Here is a 19,625-nt window from a genome sequence, read left to right as displayed (position 1 = left end):
CGGATCAGCGGCTGGTGGAGTCTCCCGCGGCGGAGGTGGTCCCGCTCGTCGTCCCGGCGGTGCCGGTCACCGGCGACGACGACGTGGGGGTGCTCGAGCTCGTGGCGGTGGTGCCGGTGGGCGTCGCCGGCGTGGTGGTCGTCGTGTCCGACGGGGAGCCGGTCGCGGACGAGCCGGGCGCGGTGGTCGTGGTCGGGGTGGCGGCCTCGGTCGGCTCCGGGACCGCCGTCCCCGGAGCCGGGTCCGTCGCGGGCGGGACCGGCTCGACCACCGTGCCGGGCGTGCTGTCGCCGGTCACGGCCGAGACGCCGCCGTCGCCACCCTGCCCCGTGGGCGCCGGCCGGGAGCCGCGGCCACCGGCCGGCGCGACGGCGAAGGTGACGACGACGTCGTCGCCGGGCTCGAGGCGCACGCCCTCGGGCGAGACGCCGAGCACCCGGCCCGGGACCGCGGACCCGGTCACCTGCTCGCGCCGCTCCACGCCCAGGCCCAGCGCGGACAGCTGGGTGGCGACGTCGTCGATCGGCCGGCCGACGTAGTCACCGGCCTCGAGCACCACGCCGTCCTCGCTGTCGCGGGTCTGCGCGGCGACGACGGTCGGGGAGCCGGGGTCGTCGCCCAGGGCGGTGAAGACGACGCCGGCCAGCCCGGCGCCCAGCAGCAGCGCCAGCAGCGGGACCAGGACCGCCGCGACCCGGTGGCGGGGCGGTGGCGGGGGGCTGCTGCGCCGCGGCCCGCCCGGGCCGGGGAGCACGCCGGACGGGCCGGGGGCGGCCTGGGTGGGCGGGCCGGCGTCGACGGCGACCGGGACGGCGGCGACCGGGACGGCGGCGACCGGGACGGCGGCGACCGCCACCCCGGCCGGCGCGGCGGCCGGGACGGGCGCGGGCGCCGGTGCCGGTGCCGGTGCCGGTGCCGGTGGCTCGAGGTCCGGCAGCCGCCCGGCGCGGGCGTCCTCGACCGCGGCGACGAACGCGGCGCCGTCGGGCATGCGGGCGGCCGGGTCCTTGGCCAGCGCGCGGCGGATGAGGGTGCGGACGTCGCGGGGCAGCGTGTCCGGCAGCGGCTCGGGGTCCGAGCGCAGCTGCTTGAGCGCGATGGTGACCGCGTTGTCGCCGTCGAAGGCGGGGTGCCCGGTGAGGCACTCGTAGCCGACCAGGCCGAGGGCGTAGACGTCGCTGGCCGGGGTGGCCAGGTGCCCCTCGGCCTGCTCCGGCGAGAGGTACTGCGGCGTGCCGATGACCTGGCCGGTCTGGGTGAGCGGGACGCTGCCGGCCGACCAGGCGATGCCGAAGTCTGTGATCTTCACGCTGCCGTCGGCGCGGACGAGGATGTTGCCGGGCTTGACGTCGCGGTGCACCAGCCCGGCGCGGTGCGCCTCGGACAGCGCGGCGGCGGTCTGGCCGAGCACCGACAGGGTGGTGGAGGTGTCCAGCCGGCCCTCGCGGCGCAGCAGCGCCGACAGCGGCTGGCCCTCGACCAGCTCCATGACCAGGTAGGCGAGCGTCTCGCCGGTGTCCCCGGCCGTGTCCCGTGCCGTGGTCTCGCCGTAGTCGTAGACCGCCGCGATGTTCGGGTGGTTCAGCGCCGCGGCGTGCTGGGCCTCGGCGCGGAAGCGGGCGAGGAACGTCGGGTCGCCGGTGTACTCGCTGCGCAGGACCTTGACCGCGACCGGGCGGTGCAGCAGCACGTCGGTGCCGCGCCAGACCTGGCCCATGCCACCGGCGGCGATGAGCCGGGAGAGTTCGTAGCGGTCACCGAGCATCCGGCGACCCGGTTCCACCACGGGACCTCTCCCATCCCTGCCGGCCCTGCTGCCGACGCCGTCCGTCCCGGCGTACCGGTCCTCGTCCGCGGAGGTGCCCGGTCCTTCCGAGACCACACATCCTCCCAGCAGTCCCACCCGTCCGGGGAGTCCCGTGCGTCACGGCTCGGCATCGACACGGCGACGCGCCGACGACGCCCCGGTGACACGCCGGTGGCCGGCCGGCTCAGGCGGACTCGAAGAGGGCGCGGCCCCACCAGTCGGCGTCGTCGCGGACGCCGGGCGGGCAGGCGAACACCGCCGACGACGTGTGCCGGACGTACTCGTTCATCGCGTCCGTCCGCAGGTTGCGCTGCACCTGCACGAAGCCGGTCTCCGGGTTCCGCTGGAAGGCGATGAAGAACAGCCCGGCGTCGAGCCGGCCCAGGCCGTCGGAGCCGTCGACGAAGCTGTAGCCGCGCCGCAGGATCGCCGTCCCGGAGTTGGTCGGGTGGGCGAGGAAGACGTGGCTGGTCTCGGGGATCGCGAACTCGCCGTCGACCTGCTCCGTGAAGTCGACCGGGTCGAACTCCGCGCGCTGGCCGAGCGGTGCCCCGCTGCCCTTGGTGCGGCCGATGGTGCGCTGCTGCTCGTCCAGCGAGGAGCTGTCCCACGGCTCGACCAGCATCCGGATCCGCCGCGTGACCAGGTAGGAGCCGCCGCGCAGCCAGTCCGCCCGGCCCCCCTCGCCGTCGTCGTCGCCGACCCACACGAACCGGTCCAGCGCGCTGCCGTTCTCGGCCTTGAGGTTGGCGGTGCCGTCCTTGAACCCGAACAGGTTGCGCGGGGTGGCCTGGCCGGTGCTGGTCGACGACGTCCGGCCGAAGCCCAGCTGCGACCAGCGCACGCTGACCACCCCGGCGCCGATGCGCACCAGGTTGCGGACGGCGTGGACGGCGACCTGCGGGTCGTTGGCGCAGGCCTGGAGGCACAGGTCACCGCCGCTGATCGCGGGGTCGACCTGGTCGCCGGGGAACGACGGCAGCTCGACCAGCGGCGCGGGCCGGCGGGCGGCGAGGCCGAAGCGGTCGCGGCCGTCGGCGGTGGTGAACAGCGTGGGCCCGAAGCCGACGGTGATCGTCAGCCCGGACGGCGGCAGGCCGATCGCCTCGCCGGTGTCGTCCGGCGGGGCGTGCCGCTCGCCGTCGACGGCGCCGACCGGTCCGGCGTCCCGGCCCGCGGTCATGCGCCGCGCGGCCTCGGTCCAGTCCCGCAGCAGCGCGACGAGGTCGTCGCGGCTGTCGGTGGTGACGTCGAGGGCGACGAAGTGCAGCCGGTCCTGGGCGGGCGTGACGATCCCCGCCTGGTGCTCGCCGTGGAAGGGCACCGCGTCGGTCGGGGCCGGTCCGGCCGCCTGGGCTCCGCCCGCCGGGCCCTCGGCGGTCGCCCGGCCGACGACGCCGCCGGCCGCGCCCGCGGCGAGGACACCGGCGGTGCCGACCCCAAGGGTGCCCAGCAGGCGGCGGCGGGACAGACCCGGCCGCTGCGGCGCGGCCGGCTGGTCGGCGGTGGGCTCCGTCATGGCTTCCTCGGGACGGGGACGGTCTCGCAGGGCGCAACGTCCCGCGCACACCGGCGCGTCCCCGGCGCCGGTGTGCCGCGGGTCACTGGTCCGCGACGACCGCCCCGACCTTGCTGAAGGACGTAGGACTCGGTCACCTGGTCGCCGGAGTCGGTCACCGCGAAGCCGTGCGTCCCGGCCGGTAGCTCGCTGCTGGCGACGGCGACGGTGTCGGCCGACGAGCAGGCGGCGGTGGCCAGCGCGGCCAGCAGGCCGGCGGTGAGCAGGGGCGGCGGCGGTCACGCACGGACGTGCTGGGTGGTCTCCGACGACCGGTCCCCGTCCGCGGGAGGTCCCCTCGGCCGGGTGCGGGCGTGGCAGGGTGACCGGCATGTCGGAGACCACCGCCACCACGACCGTGACCCGCGAGGACGCCGGCGGCGTCGCGACCGTCACGCTGCAGCGGCCGGGGATCTCCCGGGCGATGCGGCGGGAGCTGCTCGAGGTGGTGCAGGGGATCGCCGGCGACGGGTCGGTGCGGGCGGTGCTGGTCACCGGCACCGGCCGGGCGTTCTGCGTGGGCCAGGACCTCGCCGAGCACGTCGAGTCGCTGCGCGGGGACGCCGGGAGCTCGCTGTCGGTCGTCGAGGACGAGTACAACCCGCTGGTCCTGGCGCTGGCCGGGCTGCGGGTGCCGGTCGTCGTCGGGATCAACGGCGCCTGCGCCGGCGCGGGGCTGGGGCTCGCGATGGCCGGCGACCTGCGGGTGGCCGCCGCGGGCGCGAAGTTCACGACCGCGTTCACCGGCATCGGGCTGTCCAGCGACTCGGCCCTGGCCGCGCGGCTGGTGCACAGCGTGGGCGTCGCCCGCGCCACCGAGCTGCTGCTGCTCCCCGACGCCTTCCCCGCCGAGACGGCGCTGCAGTGGGGTCTGGTGCACCGGGTCGTCGAGGCCGACCGGGTGGCGGACGAGGCCAGGGCGCTGGCCGAGCGGCTGGCCACGGGGCCGACGGCGGCCTACCGGGCGGTCAAGACGGTGCTGGCGAGCGCGCCCACCGACTCGCTGGAGGAGACGCTGGCGCTGGAGGCGCGGCTGCAGACCGAGCTCGGCGGCACCGCCGACCACGCCGAGGCGGTCGAGGCATTCCTGGCCAAGCGCCCGCCGCGGTTCACCGGGCGCTGAGCCCCGCGGGCGGGCCGACGGCATCGCGGGCCCGTCCCCGTTCACGGAGGGCTGCGGTGGGATCGCTGCGGGTACAGACACGGTGGGTCCCGTCCCGCCCGGCCGTTGCGGGACCCGGCGGTACCGCTGTGCGGTGACACCCTCCCCCCACGCGACGGGGAGGGGCAGCTCGTGGACGGGGCACGGACGGCGGGGACGACGGAGGCGGCTCCGGGGGAACGACCGCTCCCCCGCAGGCACGCCGGGGTCCCGCAGGGACGTCCGCTCCCCCCACGCCCTCCGCTCACGAGCTCGGTCGCGCTCCCGCTGACCCCGACCGTGCCGCCGCGCCCGCGCGCCGTCCGGGTCTCCGGCCTGCTGTGCTGGGCCGCGGCGCTGGCCGCCGTCGCCGGCGTGCTGGCGATGCTCCTCGACCGCGCGGCGCTCGACGCGCGGCTGACCGGGACCGCGGCCGCCGGTGACCCGGCCGCGTCGGCCGGGGAGGTCGCCGACGCCGTCGCGGCGACGATCGCGACGGTGGTCGGCGCCACCGGGCTGGTCACCGCCGTCATGGCGGCCGGGACGGCGCTCGCGCTGCGGCGCCGGGCGTGGGCCCGCTGGCTGCTGTTGGCGGCCCTGCTACCGACCCTGCTGGTCCTCGACGTGGCGCAGAGCACCGCGGCGGGGGACGCCGACCTCGACCGGGTCGCGCTGATCGCGGCGGCCGGGCTGTTCCTGCTGGTCCCGGTCCCGCTGTTCACCCGCTCCGCCCGGGCCTGGTCCCGCGCCCGCTGAGCCGGGCGCCGCGTCGAGGGCGGCCAGCACCCCCTCGACGGACCGGACGACGACGTCGGCGGCGTCCGCGGCCGCCCGGTCGGCAAGCGGGTCGGCCGCCGCCTCCCGCCAGCGCCGCAGCGCCTGCAGGGCCTCGGTGCGCAGCGCCGCCGGGGGCGTGTCCGCGGGCAGCCCGAGCCGCGCGGCCGGTGTGGTGTCCGTGGCGCCGAGCAGCCGCTCGCCCTCGGCGGCCAGCGCGGCCGGCAGGGGACCGCTGGGTGCGCGGGTGCGGGCCAGCAACGCCAGCTCCGCGAGGTCGTCCCCGGCCAGGCGGATCCGCTCGACCTCCGCGCGCACGGCCTCCGCCCCGTCCACCGGGTGCTCCTCGAGCAGCGACTCGACCAGCCGCAGCGCGGCGGCGGCCCGCACCGGGCCACCGCGGGCGGTGAAGTGCACGTGCAGCAGCCGCTGCAGCTCGACCAGGCCGCTGCGGCGCAGCAGCTCGGCGGCCAGCGCGTCGGCGTCGCCGATCCCGGCGCGGACCAGGGCGACCGACAGGCGGACCCCGAACAGCCCCAGCCGGTCGAGCAGGCCGGCCCGGACCTCCGCCGACAGCGGCACGGGCGTCTCCGGCCGCGAGAACCGGTCGGCGGTGAGCAGCATGCCGGTGACCGCGGCCGGGTCGGCGGTGGCCAGCGACCGCAGGGCGACCAGGTCACCGTGCCGCAGGGTCCGCCCGGCCAGCGCGAGCCGGCCGGCGACCGGCACGACCGCCGAGCTGACCGCCCGCAGCGCCGGGTCCGCGGACATCCGGCGGGCCGCCGCCTCGGCCGCGTGCAGCGCGTCGATGCGCCCCGCCCCGAGCTCGTCGGCCCGGGACAGCACGGTGATCGTCGTCGTCAGGGTCCCGGTGGCGCCCGTGGCGGCCTGGAAGGCGCTGAGGACGGCCAGGTCGTCGGGCTGCGGCCGGCGGGTCAGGTGGACGATCGCGTCGGCGCCGGCGAGGCCGGCGTCGGTGCCGAGGAAGGCGTGCGTGCGGTCGCTGGTGCCCGTCGACAGCGACCCGGTGCCGGGGGTGTCGACGAGCGTGGCGGCCAGCAGGTCCGGCGACGGCCAGTCGACGACGAGCGTCGCGACGTCCTCGGGCGCGGTACCGGCCAGGTCCAGCCGCAGCCCCCCACCGTCCCGGCGCACCGGCAGGTCGCGGGCCGCGCCGTCCCGGCCGCGCAGCACGACGCGGGGCGTGGCGCCGTGCCGGTACTCGGTGACCACCCGGGTGCACTCGCCGGCGTCGGTCGGGGCCACCCGGGCACCCACGAGGGCGTTGAGCAGGGTCGACTTGCCGGCCTTGACCCGGCCGACGATCGCCACCCGCAGGGGCTCGTCGAGGCGCCGGCGGGCGGCGGCCAGGCGGCCGGCGGCGTCGGGCACGCCGCCCCAGCGGGTCAGCGCGTCGTCCAGGAGCGCCCGGACGTCGTCGAGGGCGGCGGGCCCCGTCACGGGGTGGGCACCGGGGTGCGGTCCAGCCGGGCGACCTCGCCGGCCAGCCGGTCCAGCCGGTCGAGGCGGGCGCGCAGGAGGCGGACGCGGGTGTCGTGGTCCGCGGTGGCCTCCTTGGCCGACCGCTGGGCGGCCCTGACCGCGTCGGCGAGGGTCCGGGCGGTCTCGTCGGTGGTGTCGGTGACCAGGTCCCGCAGCGTCCGCTGCACGGTGCGCAGCCGGTCCTTGAGGTGCTTGCCGACCTGGAAGACCACCTCGTCGAGGTGCCGCCGCACCACGGTCCGCGCCTCGGTCTCGCGCCGCTGCCGCCGCTGCCTGGCGTCGTCGTTGTACGCCTTGCGGCCCAGCACGACGCCGGCGGCCAGGGAGATCGGGTTGATGATGGCGAGCCCGGCCAGGCTGGTGACCAGGCCGGTCATGAGCACCCCGGTGTAGGAGCCGCGCAGCCCGATCAGCGTCCGCTCGCGCAGGGTCATGGAGCCGTCGTCGATGCCCGGGACGGCGACGAGGGCGTCCAGCGCGTCGCCCGCGGCGCCGACCTCCAGGGCCGGGACGGCACCGCCGCCGTCACGGGTCACCTGGTCCACCACCTGCTCGGCGAGCCACCGGGAGCGCTGCTCGGCCCAGACGTAGCTGTCGGCCACCGCCGCGGCGATCCGCTCGTCGAGCCACGCGGTGATCTCCGGCCAGGCCGGACCCGGGTCGCGGGCGGCGATGACCTCCTCCGCCTCGCGGACGACGACCCGGGAGCGGTCCCGCAGGTCGTGGTCGATGTCCGCCATGAGGTCGGTGACGCCGTCGTTGAGCACCTGCTGCCAGCGCGACGAGCGGCGCCGCTGCTCGTCGACCGCGGTGCGGGCCTCCTCCAGCTCGGCCAGCAGCGCCTCCCGCGACGCCGGGTCCTCCAGGCTGCGCAGCTCGCTCCGCAGGGCCAGGGACAGGTGGCCGGTCACCGCGGTGAGGTCGTGCACGAGGGAGCGGCGGGCCAGCGTCGCGGCCCGACCGGCCACCTCGTCCTGCAGGTGGCCGACCAGGGCGGCGATGCCGGACTCCTCGTGCAGCTCGCGGTCCCGGTGCTGCACCGCGAGCTGGGCCAGCGACGAGGAGACGGCGAACAGCGGCGCGTCGCACCCCCGGGCGGCGAGGTGCCCGCGGTCGATCTCGGCGATCCGCCGCCAGTCGGGGCAGGCGTCGGTCTTGGTCAGGACGCAGACGACCGTCGGGCACAGCGCGGAGGCCTGCTCGAGCAGGGCCATCTCCGGCGCGGTGAACTCCTGGCTGGCGTCGGAGACGAACAGGACGGCGTCGGCGGTGGGCAGCAGGTCGAGGGTGGTCAGCGCGTGCGCCACCACCCCGAGGCCGCCGACGCCGGCGGTGTCGACCAGCTCGAGACCGCCGGCGAGCAGTCGCCGGGGCAGCTCGACCTCGGCCTGGAGGATCCGCTCGGCACCGGGCCCGGTGACCCGCGCGGCGACGGTCTCGACCGGGACGGGCACCCGCTCGGTGACGACCTCGGCGCCCGGGGCGGGAGCCGGCCCCACCGCCCGCACCAGCGTGGCCCGCGGGGCGGCCCCGTTGCGCACGACCGTGGGGACGACGGTGGCGACGTCGTCGGCGACGGGACAGACCGGCACCCCGGTCAGCGCGTTCACCAGCGAGCTCTTGCCCTGCTTGGGCTCCCCCAGGACCAGGACGCGCACGCCCGGCGAGGCGTGCCTCCCCCGCGCCTGGGTGAGCCGCCGCTGCAGGTCGGGCCGCCCGCACTCCTCGGCGAGCGCCAGCACCCGGTCGACGAGCTGCTCTGGTGTGACCACTGCCACCTCCTCCGGAGCCCCGGTGATACCACTGCGGGCCCGACTGCGGACGGAAGGCAGCCCGGCCCCGGCGCGCTGGACGCCGGGGCCGGGCGCGTCCGGGTCAGTGACCGCCGGCGTCGACCTCGGCGACGACCACGACGTCGTCGTTGTCCTCGACGGTGTCGTTCAGCGAGCCGTTGAACGACCCGTTCCCGTCGTTGTCCTCGGAGAAGACGTCGTTGTCCTCGGAGTAGTCGTTGCCGACGTCGTCCAGGTCGACCGAGTTGTCCTCGGAGTAGTCGTTGCCCACGTCGTCCAGGTCGACCGAGGTCTCCTCGGAGTAGTCGTTGCCGACGTTCTCCAGGTCCACCGAGTTGTCGGTCTCCGAGTAGTCGTTGCCGACGTCGTCCAGGTCCACCGAGTTGTCGGTCTCGGAGTAGTCGTTGCCGACGTTCTCCAGGTCCACCGAGACGTCGTCCCCGACCTGGCCACCGTCGTTCGCGGTGGTGTTCGTGCCGCCGGAGTTCTCGCTGCCGACCTGGTCACCGCCGACGACGCTGCCGTCCCCGGTCTCGACCCCGGCCGAGTCCTCGACGATCGGGCTGTCGTCCCCGACGGTGACGTCGTTGCCGTTGAACGACCCGTTCACCGAGTCGTCCACGTGCACCGACTCGTCGGAGTTGTCGGTCGTGTTGCCGTGGCCGACGGAGTTGCCGTCACCGGAGACGTCGTAGCTGTTGCCGGAGTCGGAGACGTCGACGGTGGTCTCGCTGTTGTCGACCTCGACGTCCTCGACGTCGTCGCCGGCCGCCACGCCGTCGCCACCGACCACCACGTTGTCGTCACCGAAGATCGCCTGCGCGTCGCCGCTGACCCAGATGCTGTGCGAGGCGTCGATCTCGACGTCCACGTCGGTGTAGGTGACCGAGATGTTCTGCAGGTGCGTGATGACGACCGTCTCGCTGCCGGCGGCCGGGGCCGGCGCCGGGGCGTGCCCGCCGCCGCCCTGCCAGCCGCCGTGGTCCTCGTCCGTGTCGCAGGCGGCCTCGTCGTGGTCGTGGTCGCGGGCCGGGGCGGGGCTCGGCCGGTCGTCGTCGCCGCCGTGCGCCGGGGCGGGGCCCGGCTTGTCGTCGTCGCACCCGCCGGACCGGCCGTGGTGTGCGTCGTGGGAGTGGCCGTAGCCGTCGTCGTCGTGCCCGCGGCCGCCGTGACCTCCCCAGCTGACCGGCGCGTAGCCGGCCACCATCGGCATGAGGTCGTCGACCTCGGCCGGGGTGGCGTCGACGCCCGCGGCGGCGAGCGCGCCCGTCGGGTCGGCCGCGTAGGCCTCGGCGGCCTCGGGGTCGCGGAAGAGGTCGAGGATGAAGTCGAGCAGCGAACTGGCGACGTTCGTCATGGCAGGTCCTCCGGGTCCGTGAGCCGCCCGTCGTCGGCCGGCTGGCGACGGCAGTCCAGCCGCCCCCTCCGCGCCCGGGCAGCGGGTGGCGTCCCCCCACTTCCGACTCCGCGTTGGGGGGTGCGCGCTGACTCCCCGTTAGGGGACTCGGGGTGTCGCCCCCTACTTGCCGCCCGCCGGCACCACACACGGGAGGAAGCAGGGACAGGCGTGACGCAGGCGACATACGGTCCTGCGGCGTACCGGCTCAGGGAGCGGGCCGGCGGGCAGGGTGACGGGGGGACCTGTGCGCGACGGCGAGTACGGGCTGGGCATCGACATCGGCGACGGCACGGTCGCCGCGGCGGTCTGCGCCGAGGGCGCGGGAGCCGCCGAGCCCCTGCCCCTGGGGGGACCGGGGGACCCCCCGGTCGCACTCGCGGTCGACGACGACGGCGTCCGGCTCGGTGACCCCGTCCCCGGGCGGGCGGCGGGCGTCCTGGCGCGGGTGGGCGCCGCGACGCCGCTGCACCTGGGCTCCGGCCCGGTCCCCGCCGCCGCCGTGGTGGCCGGGGCGGTGCAGCTGGTCCGGGCCGCGGCCGCGGAGCGGCTGGGCCGGCCGGACGCCTGGACGGTCGTCACCGTGCCGCCGTCGTGGGCCGGCCACCGCCGGGCAGCGCTCGCCGCGGCCCTGCGGGAGGCGGGCGTCCCCCGCTTCACGCTGGTCTCCGCCGCGGTCGCCGCCGTCGCCCGCCACACCGGCACCGGTGAGCTGCCGGGGCGGCCGACCGTCGCCGTGTACGACCTCGGCGCCGCCACCCTGGACCTCGCCGTCGTGGGCCCCGACGCGGGGGATCCCGACGCCGGCCTGCCGCGGCACCTCGCGCCGCCGCCCGCGCCGCTCGGGTGGGGCGGTCGGGACGTCGACGACCTGCTGGTCGGCCACGTCCGCGGGTCCTCGGCCGGCGCCCCGGACCCGGAGGCGGCCGCGGCGCTGCGGCGCGCGTGCGTCACGGCCAAGGAGGCGCTCTCGGAGGAGACCGCCACCCGGGTGGAGGTGGGTCCCGAGGCGGTCCGGCTCACCCGCGAGGAGCTCGACGAGCTGATCGACGGCCCGGTCCGGGAGTCGGCCGCGCGGCTGCGGGCCGCCGTCGAGGCCGCCGGCGTGGACCCGGCCGCCCTGGACGCGGTCGTGCTCACCGGCGGCGGGGCGCGGATGCCGCTGGTCGCGGAGGTGCTCTCCGGGGAGCTCGGCCGGCCGCTGGCCCTGGGGCCCGCACCGGAGCTCACCGCGGCCCTGGGCGCGGCGGACCTGGCCGCGGAGGCGCTGGTCACGGAGGCGCTGGTCACGCAGGCCCTGGCCACGGAGGACCCGGCCGCAGGGGGGACGGCCGCCGGTGGTGTCCCCATCCCCACGCCCGCCCCCGTCGTCCTCGGCGCGGCGCCGCCCGCGGCCGTCCCGGCCGGGGCCCGGCGTCCCGTGCCCGGCGCCCCGCCGCGGGGGCCGGGCGGGAGCCGGCACCCCGCAGCCGGTCCGGAGCGGGCCCGCGCCCGGGCCCGTCGGGCACAGCGCGGTGTGCTCGTCGGCGTCCTGCTGCTGTGCCTGCTCGTGCTGCCGCCCGCCGTGGCGGGCCTCCTCGGCACCAGCGGCACCGCCGCGCCCGGGGGCGAGGTCCCGGTGGCGCAGGCCGAGGACGGCGCCGTGCCCACCGGCGGGTCGCCCGGCGTCCCCGCACCGGGTGCCGCCCGACCGGCCGGCGTCGCTGCCCCCGCAGGCACGGCCCGGTCCGCGGGAGGCGTGCGGGCGACCGACGACCCGGCCGCGTCGGCCGGCGCCGTCACCGCGGTCCCGGCGGTCGGCCCCCGGACGCCGGGGTCGACCGGCGCGGCGGGGAGCTCGACCGCCCCTCGCTCTCCGGCCGGGACGCCGGTCGCGGGCACCCCGTCCGGCGGCACCACGGGCGGGGCCCCCACCGGGGGCACGGCGTCGGGCGGCGACCCGACCCCGGGGACCACCGCGCCACCGGCCGCCACCCCGTCGGGGACCGCCGGTCCCCCGTCCGGACCACCTCCGTCGGGGACACCGGACGAGACCCCCTCGGGGACCCCGTCGGAGACCCCGGACGAGACGCCCACCGAGACGCCCACCGAGACCCCGACCGAGACGCCGGGTGAGACCCCCACCGAGGACCCGGGGACCGGGGGACCGGCTCCGGACACCACGACGCCACCCGCCGAGGGGACGACGACGACCGACGATCCCGAGACGCCCGCCGCTGACACCACCGGCCCGGCCGCTCCGTCCCCGGGTACGCCGTGACCGCCGTCGCCCGTCCCCCCGTCGTGCACACCGCCGCCTCCCCCGCGGCCCGCGTCCCCGGACCCCGCCCCGCCCGGCTGGCCGGCAACGTGGCGGACGGCCCGGTGGCGCGGGCGGCGGCGGCACGTGCCGTCGTGGTCTGCGGTCCGGCGGGGACCGGCAAGACCCACCTGCTCGACGAGGTCGCCGCGCTGCACCGGCGCGCGGGACTGACGGTGCTCGACGCGCGCACCGAGGACCCCGACGCGGTGACCGCGCCGTTCGTCCTCGTCGTCGACGACGCGCACCGCGCCACCGCGGAGGTCGCCGACCGGGTGCGCCGCGCGCTGCGGTCCCCCCGCGCCCGGGTCGTCCTGGCCTCCCGGCCCTGGCCGCGCCCGGCCGCCCTCACCGCCCTGCTCGCCGACGTGGCCGCCGAGGTCCCCGACGACCGGCACTCCGTGGTGCTCGGCCACGTCGACCGGGCCCGGGTCGAGGAGTGGGCGCGGGCCTGCCTGGGACCGGCCGCCACGCCCGCGCTCGCGGACGCCGTCCACGCCCGGACCGGCGGCCTCCCCGCGCTGGTGCACGGCCTGCTGTCCGCCCTCGCGCGGCGGCCGGGCCGGGTGGACCTCCGCGTCGTCCCCGAGAAGATGCGGGCGCAGCTGAGCGCCGACCTCGACGCCCTCGACGAGCGGACCCGGGCGCTGGTGCACGCCGTCGCGGCCGGCGCCCCGCTGGACGACGACGTCCTCGGCGGGCTGCTCGACGTCCCCCTGGAGCAGGTGGCCGACCTCATCGCCGCGGCACGGGCGACCGGCCTGGTGCTGGCCGACGGGCGGGTGGTCCCGGTGGCGCAGGAGGTGCTGCTCGCGACGACCCCCGCCGACGTCACCCGGCGCACCCGGCGCCGGCTGCTCGGCCTGCTGGTCGAGCGCGGCGAGGAGCCGGTGGCGCTGGCCCGCGGCCTGGCCGCGGACCGGGTGCGCGACCCGCGGGCCGCCGCGCTGCTGGAGCGGCACGCCGACGCCGCTCTCGGTGCGGACCCGGCGCTGGCCGGGGAGCTGCTGAGCGCGGCCGTCGACACCGGGGCGCCGGTCGCCTGCCTGTCCGCCCGGCGGGCCCAGGCCGCCGCCCTGACCGGGGACCTCGACGGCGCGGTGCGCTGGGCCGACGCCGCCCTCGCCGACCCCCTCGCCCCCGACCGGGCCCGGGCCGCCGGGGTGCTCGCGGCGGTGCTGGCCCGGCGCGGGCTGCTCGGCCGCGCCGCGGAGCTCTACCGGTTGGCCGGCCCGGAGCACGCGGGCTCGGCGGCGCTGGCCCTGCTGGCCACCGGACACCCGGACGAGGCCGCCCGGCTGGTGGCGGCGGCGCGGGCCGGGACCTCCGGGGCGCCGACGATGCTGTCGGTCAGCGAGGACCTGATGGCGGAGGGCATCACGTGCTCGCTGCGGTCGGGGACGGACGCCGCCGACCCGGTGCCCGCGGCGCTGTCCACGCTCACCCGCGCCGCCGCGCTGCTGGAGCCGGTCGGCCGGACCGCGCTGCTCGTGGACACCCCCGCGGCGCTGTCGGCGCTGGTGGCGCTGCAGTGCGGCGAGCTGACCGTCGCCGAGTCGGTGCTGCAGCGGGCGGTCGACACCGACCTGGGCGGCCGACCGGCGCGTCCCCGGCACCTGCTGCTGCTGGCGTGGATCGCCATGCTGGCCGGCCGGATGGCCCGGGCCCGGGAGCTGATGATGGAGGCGCAGGCCGTCGAGGGCGGCGCCCTCGAGCCGCGCGACGAGCTCTTCCTGCAGGCGCTGGAGGTGGGCCTGGCCCGCCGCAGCAGCGACGTCCCGGCGCTGGTGCGCGCGTGGGTGCGGGCGCGCGAGGCCGTCGTCCGGCACCCCGTGGACCTGTTCACCCTGCTGCCGCTCGGGGAGCTGGTCGTCGCCGCGGCGCGGCTGCGCGACGGTGACCGGCTGCGCTCCCACCTCACCGAGGCGCAGGCGCTGCTCGCCCGGCTGGGGGACCCGCAGCTGTGGGCGACGCCGCTGCACTGGAGCGGCGCGCAGGCGGCGATCATCACCGACGACCCCGCGGCGCTGCGGCCGCACGCGGCAGCGCTGGTGGCCGCGGCACGGACCAGCCCGCACGCCGCGACGCTGGCCGAGGCCGGGCGGACCTGGCTGCACGTCCTCACCGACGAGATCGACCCACCGGTGGTGGTGGCCGCGGCGGAGGCGCTCGGGGCGGCCGGGCTCGGCTGGGACGGCTCCCGGCTGGCGGGGCAGGCCGCGGCCCGGGTCACCGACGCACGGGCCCGCTCGATCCTGCTGGCCTGCGCGCGCACGCTGGTCGACCCCGCCGACGGGGACGCGCCCGGCGAGTCCGGGGAGGACGCCGCGCCGGCCGCCCCGGCGGCGACGGGCACGCTCAGCGAGCGGGAGCGGCAGGTGGCGCGGCTGGTGGTGGAGGGGCGGACCTACCGGGAGATCGGCGGGCGGCTGTACATCTCGGCGAAGACGGTGGAGCACCACGTCTCGCGCATGCGCCAGCGGCTGGGCGCCGGCACGCGGTCGGACCTGCTGGCGCGGCTGCGCGCGGAGCTCGCGGAGGGCGCCTAGCGGCCGGAGCCGGCCAGGGCGGCGCAGGGGACGCAGACGTCACGGGCCGACGTCGGCCAGTCCTCGTCGAGGGTGACGCGGGCGAGCGTGCCGCAGAGGGTGAGCTCGCAGGCGCCGTCGACCTCGGAGGCCGGGCGGTGCAGCTCGACGGCGTGCCACAGGGCGGCGGTCGGGCCGTGGGCGCGGCTGCGGGCGGCGACGTAGGCGGTCGCGGCGAACGCGGTGGGGGCGGTCGAGGCGGCGGTGGGGGCCATGCAGGGAGGGTCGACAGGCTGCCCGGCCTCCGGGAGGCGGGCCGCCGCGGTGTCACCCACCCGGGTGAGACGGCGGGCCGGCGGGGGCGGCGGCAGGATGTCCCCGTGGAGCTGACCAAGCACGGGCACGCCTGCGTCGTGATCAGTGACGGCGACCGGCGGCTGGTCGTCGACCCCGGTGCCTGGACCGACCCCGCGGCGCTCGAGGGTGCGAGCGCGGTCCTGGTCACGCACGAGCACCCCGACCACTTCGTCGGCGACCGGCTGCGCGCGGCGCTGGAGGCCGACCCGGCGCTGGAGGTGTGGACGAACCCGTCCGTCGCGGAGCAGCTGGACGGGTCGGGGAGCCGGGTGCACGCGGTGGGCGACGGCGACGCGCTGACCGTCGCGGGCTTCGACGTGCAGGTCCACGGCGAGTGGCACGCGGTGGTCCACCCGGAGCTGCCCCGGGTGCGCAACGTCGGCTTCCTGGTCGGGGGCCAGGTGTTCCACCCCGGCGACGCGTTCACCGTGCCGGGGACCCCGGTGGCCACGCTGCTGGTGCCGCTGCACGCGCCGTGGTCGAAGGCGGCCGAGGTGATCGACTACGTGCGGGCGGTGGACGCCGACCAGGCCTTCGCCGTGCACGACGGCCTGCTCAACGACACCGGGCTGGGCCTGATGGCCGGCCTGCTGGGCGAGCGCGGCCCGGGCACACCCACCCCCTACGGCCGGCTGACCCCGGGGGAGGCGGTCGAGCTCTGAGGCCCGCCCGCTCCCCCGGGCGCGGAGGCCGCTCCCCCGGGCGCGGAGGTCAGCGGCGGACGGTGCGGCGGTTGCGTCCCGCGACGCTCTCGGCGACGCCGATCAGCAGGACGGCGGCGACGACGGCGAGGACGAAGCCCAGGACGTTGAGCTCCCAGATGCTGCCGGTGCCGAAGAACTGGGCGATGAGCCCGCCGATGAGGGAGCCGACCAGACCGAGGGCCAGGGTGGCGAGGATGCCCAGGTGCTGCTTGCCCGGGACGATCAGGCGGGCCAGGGCCCCGATGATCAAACCGGCCACGAGGAAACCGATCACGACGAGTCCTCCGGGTGGGTGCGTGGCGCCCGGCCGGTCGCCGGGCGCGCCTGGGGTTCATCTACCCGCATGATCACCGCGCACACCCGGGCCGTTCGTCACTGGTCCGCGGGGACCTGCTCCACGTGCGCCGGGAGCTTGTCCAGCTCGTCGTCGACGGTGCGCTGCACGAACTGCTGCACGGCGCGGCGGGCCAGCCGGTCGGCCAGCCGGGCACGGCGCGGCTCGTGGGTGAGCGTGACGGTCACCCGGGTGGCGCCGTCGGCGGCGTCGTCGAGCTCGATGCGCGTCGTCCACGTCTCGGGGGTGAGCTCGAGCCGGGTGGTGACCACCCGCCCGGGCTCCCACTCGACGATCTCCCCGCGCGGGGCACCCTCGCGCGGGGTCCGGTCGGCGGCGAGGCGGCCGGGGACGCAGACGAACCGGGCGCCCTTCCCGGACCGGCCCCCCTCGACGACGTAGGAGACGTCGCAGACGGCGCAGTAGGGCTCCAGCACGGCCAGCGCCCGCCACACCCGGCTGCGCGGGGCGGCCACCTCCCGGGTCCCGCTGGCCGTGGTCACGTCCCGACGGTAGACGGGGGCCCGCCGGGTCCCGGGGCGAGGTCGGCGAGCACGGCCCGGGCGACGGCCCAGCGCTCCTCCCCCACCCGGCGCGCCCAGTCCCGCTCGACGGCAGCCAGGCGCCGGCGCACCGCCTCGTCGACCTCCCGGCCCCGGTCGGTGAGCCGGACCAGCCGCGCCCGCCCGTCGGAGGGGTCGGGGAGCACCTCGACGTACCCGCCGGCCTGCAGCGGCGCGAGCGCCTGGGCCAGGGCCTGCTTGGTGTGCCCGCTGTCGGCGGCCAGCCGGCTCAGCCGCTCCCCCTGGGCCGGCAGCATCGCCAGCAGCCGGTAGTGCCGCATGCGCAGGCCCGGGTAGCGCGCGTCGCTGAGCGCGTAGAGGTCGTCCCGGATCAGGGTCATCGCCTGCTCGAGCAACGCGGTGACCAGGACGGGGCGTTCTCTGTTGACGGGATCGGACAAGCGGCTTCACCATCCATGCACCGTCAGACAAGCGGCTTGACCATCCTCCCACGGGAGCCCGTGATGACGACCCCTCCGTGCCTGGCGCTCTTCCGCCCCCTGCGCCCGCACCTCCCCCTCCGGCCCGCCCCGGTGCAGCCCGATCCCCCGTCCCCCGGGACGGCGGCCCCCCGGTGAGCGCACTGCCCGGCGGGACGACCGTCGCCGAGCTGCTCCCCGCCCTGCGCCGCTGGACCGGCCGTCCCGGGCTGACCGTCGACGCCGTCACCACCACGCCGGTCCCGCACCGCATCTCCGCGCCGACCACCCGCGCGCTCACCCGGGTGGCGGTCACCGCACGGGACGCCACCGGTCCGGTACGGCTCCCGCTGGTCGTCAAGGAGCTGCAGCGGGCGCGCGAGGGCCTGCCCCCGGAGATCCCCCCGCCGGTCCGCGAGTACATCGACTCGCAGATCCCGTGGCGCACGGAGGCGGACGTCTACACCTCCGGCGTCCGGGACCGGCTGCCGCCGGGGCTGCGGGTGCCCGGGCTGGTGCTGGCGGCGGAGGGTCCCGGTGACCGGGTCACGCTGTGGCTGGAGGACGTGGCCACGACCGAGCGGCCCTGGACCGCCGGCGACATCCGGGCGGCGGCCACCGCGCTCGGCCGCATGGCGGCGCGCCGGCGGGAGGAGCCACGGGTCCCGGTGCCCTGCGACACCTTCCTCGGCAACTACGTCGCCAACCGGCTGGGCCGCTACGCGCTGCCGCTGCTGGCCGCCGACGACACCTGGGCCCACCCGGCGATGCGGGCGCCCGAGGTCGCCGCGCTCCGCCCGGACCTCGGCGAGCTGGCCGGCCGGGTGCCCGCGCTCTGGGACGAGCTCGGCTGTGTGCCGGAGCTGCCCGCCCACGGGGACGCCACGCCCGCGAACCTGCTGCGCCCCCCGGACGAGCCGGGCACGTTCGTGCTGCTGGACTGGGGGACGGCCACACCGGCGCCGGCCGGGTTCGACGTCGTCCCGCTCGTCTTCGGCCGGGCCGAGGCCGGCACCGCGCCCGCCGGTGAGGTGCCCGCGCTGCTCGACGTCGCCGTGGCCGCCTACGCCGCGGGGCTGGCCGCCGAGGGGCTCGAGGTGCCGGCCGACCGGCTGTACCGGGCCGCGGTCGCCGCGGCCCTCATCCGGTACCCGTGCACCAGCCTGCCGCTGGACCACCTGGGCGCACCGGTCGGCGACGACCTGCTCGCGCACGCCGTCGAGCGCGCCGGGTTCGTGCGGATGGTGCTCGACCTGCAGCACCGGCCGGCCGCGCTCAGCGGCCGCTGACGGCGCCCTCAGAGCTGCAGGGTCGCCGCGGCCAGCAGGTAGGCCGCGGACACCGCCCCCGGGTCGTGCAGGTCCCCCGGGTCCTCCGCCGCGGCCCGGGAACGCGCGCGCACCGCGGCGCCGGGATCGTCGGCGACGAGGGCGAGCGACAGCCCGGCGACGACGGCGAGGGCGTCGTGCTCGTCCAGGTCGTCGAGGACGAGGCCGTCGTGGAGGAGGGTCGCCGCCTCGAGGAACACCTCGCGGGCCGTCCCGGCGTCCACCTCGGGCCGTTCCCGCGCGACCGCCTCCGCGGTCGCCAGGAACCGGTCGCGCAGCGCACCTGCGACGTCGAGCGGCACGCCGGGAGCATCCCAGCGGGCCCGTTCCCGGGTCGAGCGGGTTCGGCGGCCCGCCGTCCGCCCGGTCAGCGGCCGGTGACCGACACCTCGAACTCGACCTGGCTCACGTCCGGCCGCAGCCGGGAGAAGCTGTGCACCAGCGGGTGCCCGGCGCTGTCGCGCACCGTGGTGCGGACGACCAGCAGCGGCGAGCCGGCGGCGATCCGCAGCAGGTCGGCCTCGTCCGGGGCGGCGGTGCCGACGTCGACGACGATGCGGGCGTGCGCGAGGTCGGCGCCGTACTCGCGGCGCAGGAAGTCGTACAGCGATCCCTCGCTGAAGTCCTCCTCCGCGGCCCGCGGGTAGAGCGCGGCGGGCAGGAAGCTGTGCGCCACGTGGTTGGGCGCGCCGTCGACGCTGCGCAGCCGCTCCAGCTCGACGACGTCCTCGGCGACGTCGAGGGCGAGCTCGGCGGCCACCGGCGACGGCGCGGGCACGACCCGCTGGGTGAGCACCGTCGTCCCCACCTGGGCGCCCTGCTCGGCCATCACCGAGCTCCAGCCGGCGATGCGGTGGACGAAGCTCTCGCGGTACTCGTGCCGGATCGCCGGGCGGGTGACGTAGGTGCCCCGGCCCTGCTCGCGCACGAGGTGCCCGTCGGCGACCAGCCCGTCGACGGCGCGGCGCAGGGTGATCCGGCTGACGCCGTACTCCGAGCACAGCGTGGGCTCCGGGGGCAGCAGGGCCCCCTCGGGCATCGCGGCGACCCGGCGCCGCAGGTGCTCACGGACCGAGAGGTACTTCGGTCCCGCCGTCGCCGCTGTCACGGACGCCAGACTA

General features: G+C 77.9%; 16 protein-coding genes. 5 read left to right on the top strand and 11 right to left on the bottom strand.

Annotated elements, in window-relative coordinates:
* Nucleotides 1–4: 4 nt before the first annotated feature.
* Complete coding sequence (locus ACI8AB_RS09590; protein ID WP_456949943.1) at nucleotides 5–1,783, bottom strand: serine/threonine protein kinase; 1,779 nt, start codon at nucleotides 1,781–1,783, stop codon at nucleotides 5–7.
* 208 nt (nucleotides 1,784–1,991) lie between these two features.
* Nucleotides 1,992–3,326 (bottom strand): iron uptake transporter deferrochelatase/peroxidase subunit, encoded by a 1,335-nt coding sequence (gene efeB / locus ACI8AB_RS09585; protein WP_456949942.1) that lies wholly within the window; start codon nucleotides 3,324–3,326, stop codon nucleotides 1,992–1,994.
* 370 nt (nucleotides 3,327–3,696) lie between these two features.
* Between efeB and ACI8AB_RS09580 the strand changes: the two genes are divergently transcribed.
* On the top strand, nucleotides 3,697–4,488 hold the full coding sequence (locus ACI8AB_RS09580) for an enoyl-CoA hydratase-related protein (protein ID WP_387988691.1): 792 nt from the start codon (nucleotides 3,697–3,699) through the stop codon (nucleotides 4,486–4,488).
* A 618-nt stretch (nucleotides 4,489–5,106) separates the two neighbouring features.
* Here the strand turns inward: ACI8AB_RS09580 and ACI8AB_RS09575 are convergent.
* The 3 genes from ACI8AB_RS09575 to ACI8AB_RS09565 all read right to left on the bottom strand — a co-directional run bounded on the left by ACI8AB_RS09575 (nucleotide 5,107) and on the right by ACI8AB_RS09565 (nucleotide 9,933).
* Nucleotides 5,107–6,741, bottom strand: coding sequence for a dynamin family protein (locus ACI8AB_RS09575; RefSeq protein ID WP_456949941.1), 1,635 nt, complete (start codon nucleotides 6,739–6,741; stop codon nucleotides 5,107–5,109).
* Entirely contained in the window at nucleotides 6,738–8,555 is a 1,818-nt protein-coding gene (locus tag ACI8AB_RS09570) for a dynamin family protein (RefSeq protein WP_387988689.1), read from the bottom strand. The genes ACI8AB_RS09575 and ACI8AB_RS09570 overlap by 4 nt, the downstream gene beginning before the upstream one ends.
* A 103-nt stretch (nucleotides 8,556–8,658) precedes the next feature.
* Nucleotides 8,659–9,933 (bottom strand): IniB N-terminal domain-containing protein, encoded by a 1,275-nt coding sequence (locus ACI8AB_RS09565; RefSeq protein ID WP_456949940.1) that lies wholly within the window; start codon nucleotides 9,931–9,933, stop codon nucleotides 8,659–8,661.
* Nucleotides 9,934–10,204: 271 nt separating this feature from the next.
* Here ACI8AB_RS09565 and ACI8AB_RS09560 point away from each other — a divergent pair, with 271 nt between their 5' ends.
* Nucleotides 10,205–12,232 (top strand): Hsp70 family protein, encoded by a 2,028-nt coding sequence (locus ACI8AB_RS09560; RefSeq protein ID WP_456949939.1) that lies wholly within the window; start codon nucleotides 10,205–10,207, stop codon nucleotides 12,230–12,232.
* Complete coding sequence (locus ACI8AB_RS09555) at nucleotides 12,229–14,820, top strand: LuxR C-terminal-related transcriptional regulator (RefSeq protein ID WP_456949938.1); 2,592 nt, start codon at nucleotides 12,229–12,231, stop codon at nucleotides 14,818–14,820. The genes ACI8AB_RS09560 and ACI8AB_RS09555 overlap by 4 nt, the downstream gene beginning before the upstream one ends.
* Here the strand turns inward: ACI8AB_RS09555 and ACI8AB_RS09550 are convergent.
* On the bottom strand, nucleotides 14,817–15,074 hold the full coding sequence (locus ACI8AB_RS09550; protein WP_387988685.1) for a hypothetical protein: 258 nt from the start codon (nucleotides 15,072–15,074) through the stop codon (nucleotides 14,817–14,819). The genes ACI8AB_RS09555 and ACI8AB_RS09550 overlap by 4 nt on opposite strands.
* Before the next feature lie 105 nt (nucleotides 15,075–15,179).
* Between ACI8AB_RS09550 and ACI8AB_RS09545 the strand changes: the two genes are divergently transcribed.
* Nucleotides 15,180–15,818, top strand: coding sequence for an MBL fold metallo-hydrolase (locus ACI8AB_RS09545; protein ID WP_456949937.1), 639 nt, complete (start codon nucleotides 15,180–15,182; stop codon nucleotides 15,816–15,818).
* 49 nt (nucleotides 15,819–15,867) lie between these two features.
* On the opposite strand, the gene ACI8AB_RS09540 is transcribed toward ACI8AB_RS09545, so the two are convergent.
* The 3 genes from ACI8AB_RS09540 to ACI8AB_RS09530 all read right to left on the bottom strand — a co-directional run bounded on the left by ACI8AB_RS09540 (nucleotide 15,868) and on the right by ACI8AB_RS09530 (nucleotide 17,158).
* Nucleotides 15,868–16,134, bottom strand: a complete 267-nt coding sequence (locus ACI8AB_RS09540) for a GlsB/YeaQ/YmgE family stress response membrane protein (RefSeq protein ID WP_387988683.1) — start codon at nucleotides 16,132–16,134, stop codon at nucleotides 15,868–15,870.
* A gap of 98 nt (nucleotides 16,135–16,232) precedes the next feature.
* On the bottom strand, nucleotides 16,233–16,697 hold the full coding sequence (locus tag ACI8AB_RS09535) for an SRPBCC family protein (RefSeq protein WP_456949936.1): 465 nt from the start codon (nucleotides 16,695–16,697) through the stop codon (nucleotides 16,233–16,235).
* Nucleotides 16,694–17,158: a MarR family winged helix-turn-helix transcriptional regulator gene (locus tag ACI8AB_RS09530; protein WP_387988681.1), complete on the bottom strand. Its 465-nt coding sequence runs from the start codon at nucleotides 17,156–17,158 to the stop codon at nucleotides 16,694–16,696. The genes ACI8AB_RS09535 and ACI8AB_RS09530 overlap by 4 nt, the downstream gene beginning before the upstream one ends.
* Nucleotides 17,159–17,331: 173 nt before the next feature.
* On the opposite strand from ACI8AB_RS09530, the gene ACI8AB_RS09525 reads away from it, so the two are divergent.
* Complete coding sequence (locus ACI8AB_RS09525) at nucleotides 17,332–18,465, top strand: hypothetical protein (RefSeq protein ID WP_456949935.1); 1,134 nt, start codon at nucleotides 17,332–17,334, stop codon at nucleotides 18,463–18,465.
* A gap of 8 nt (nucleotides 18,466–18,473) precedes the next feature.
* Here the strand turns inward: ACI8AB_RS09525 and ACI8AB_RS09520 are convergent, their stop codons facing one another.
* Together ACI8AB_RS09520 and ACI8AB_RS09515 are read right to left on the bottom strand one after the other, a co-directional pair.
* On the bottom strand, nucleotides 18,474–18,806 hold the full coding sequence (locus tag ACI8AB_RS09520; RefSeq protein ID WP_456949934.1) for a hypothetical protein: 333 nt from the start codon (nucleotides 18,804–18,806) through the stop codon (nucleotides 18,474–18,476).
* Nucleotides 18,807–18,871: 65 nt separating this feature from the next.
* Nucleotides 18,872–19,612: a GntR family transcriptional regulator gene (locus tag ACI8AB_RS09515; protein WP_456949933.1), complete on the bottom strand. Its 741-nt coding sequence runs from the start codon at nucleotides 19,610–19,612 to the stop codon at nucleotides 18,872–18,874.
* Nucleotides 19,613–19,625 lie beyond the last annotated feature (13 nt).

This window comes from Geodermatophilus sp. SYSU D00698 (assembly GCF_054050335.1).
Note: the sequence above shows the minus strand (reverse complement) of the source record. Positions and strands in the feature narration are given on the sequence as shown.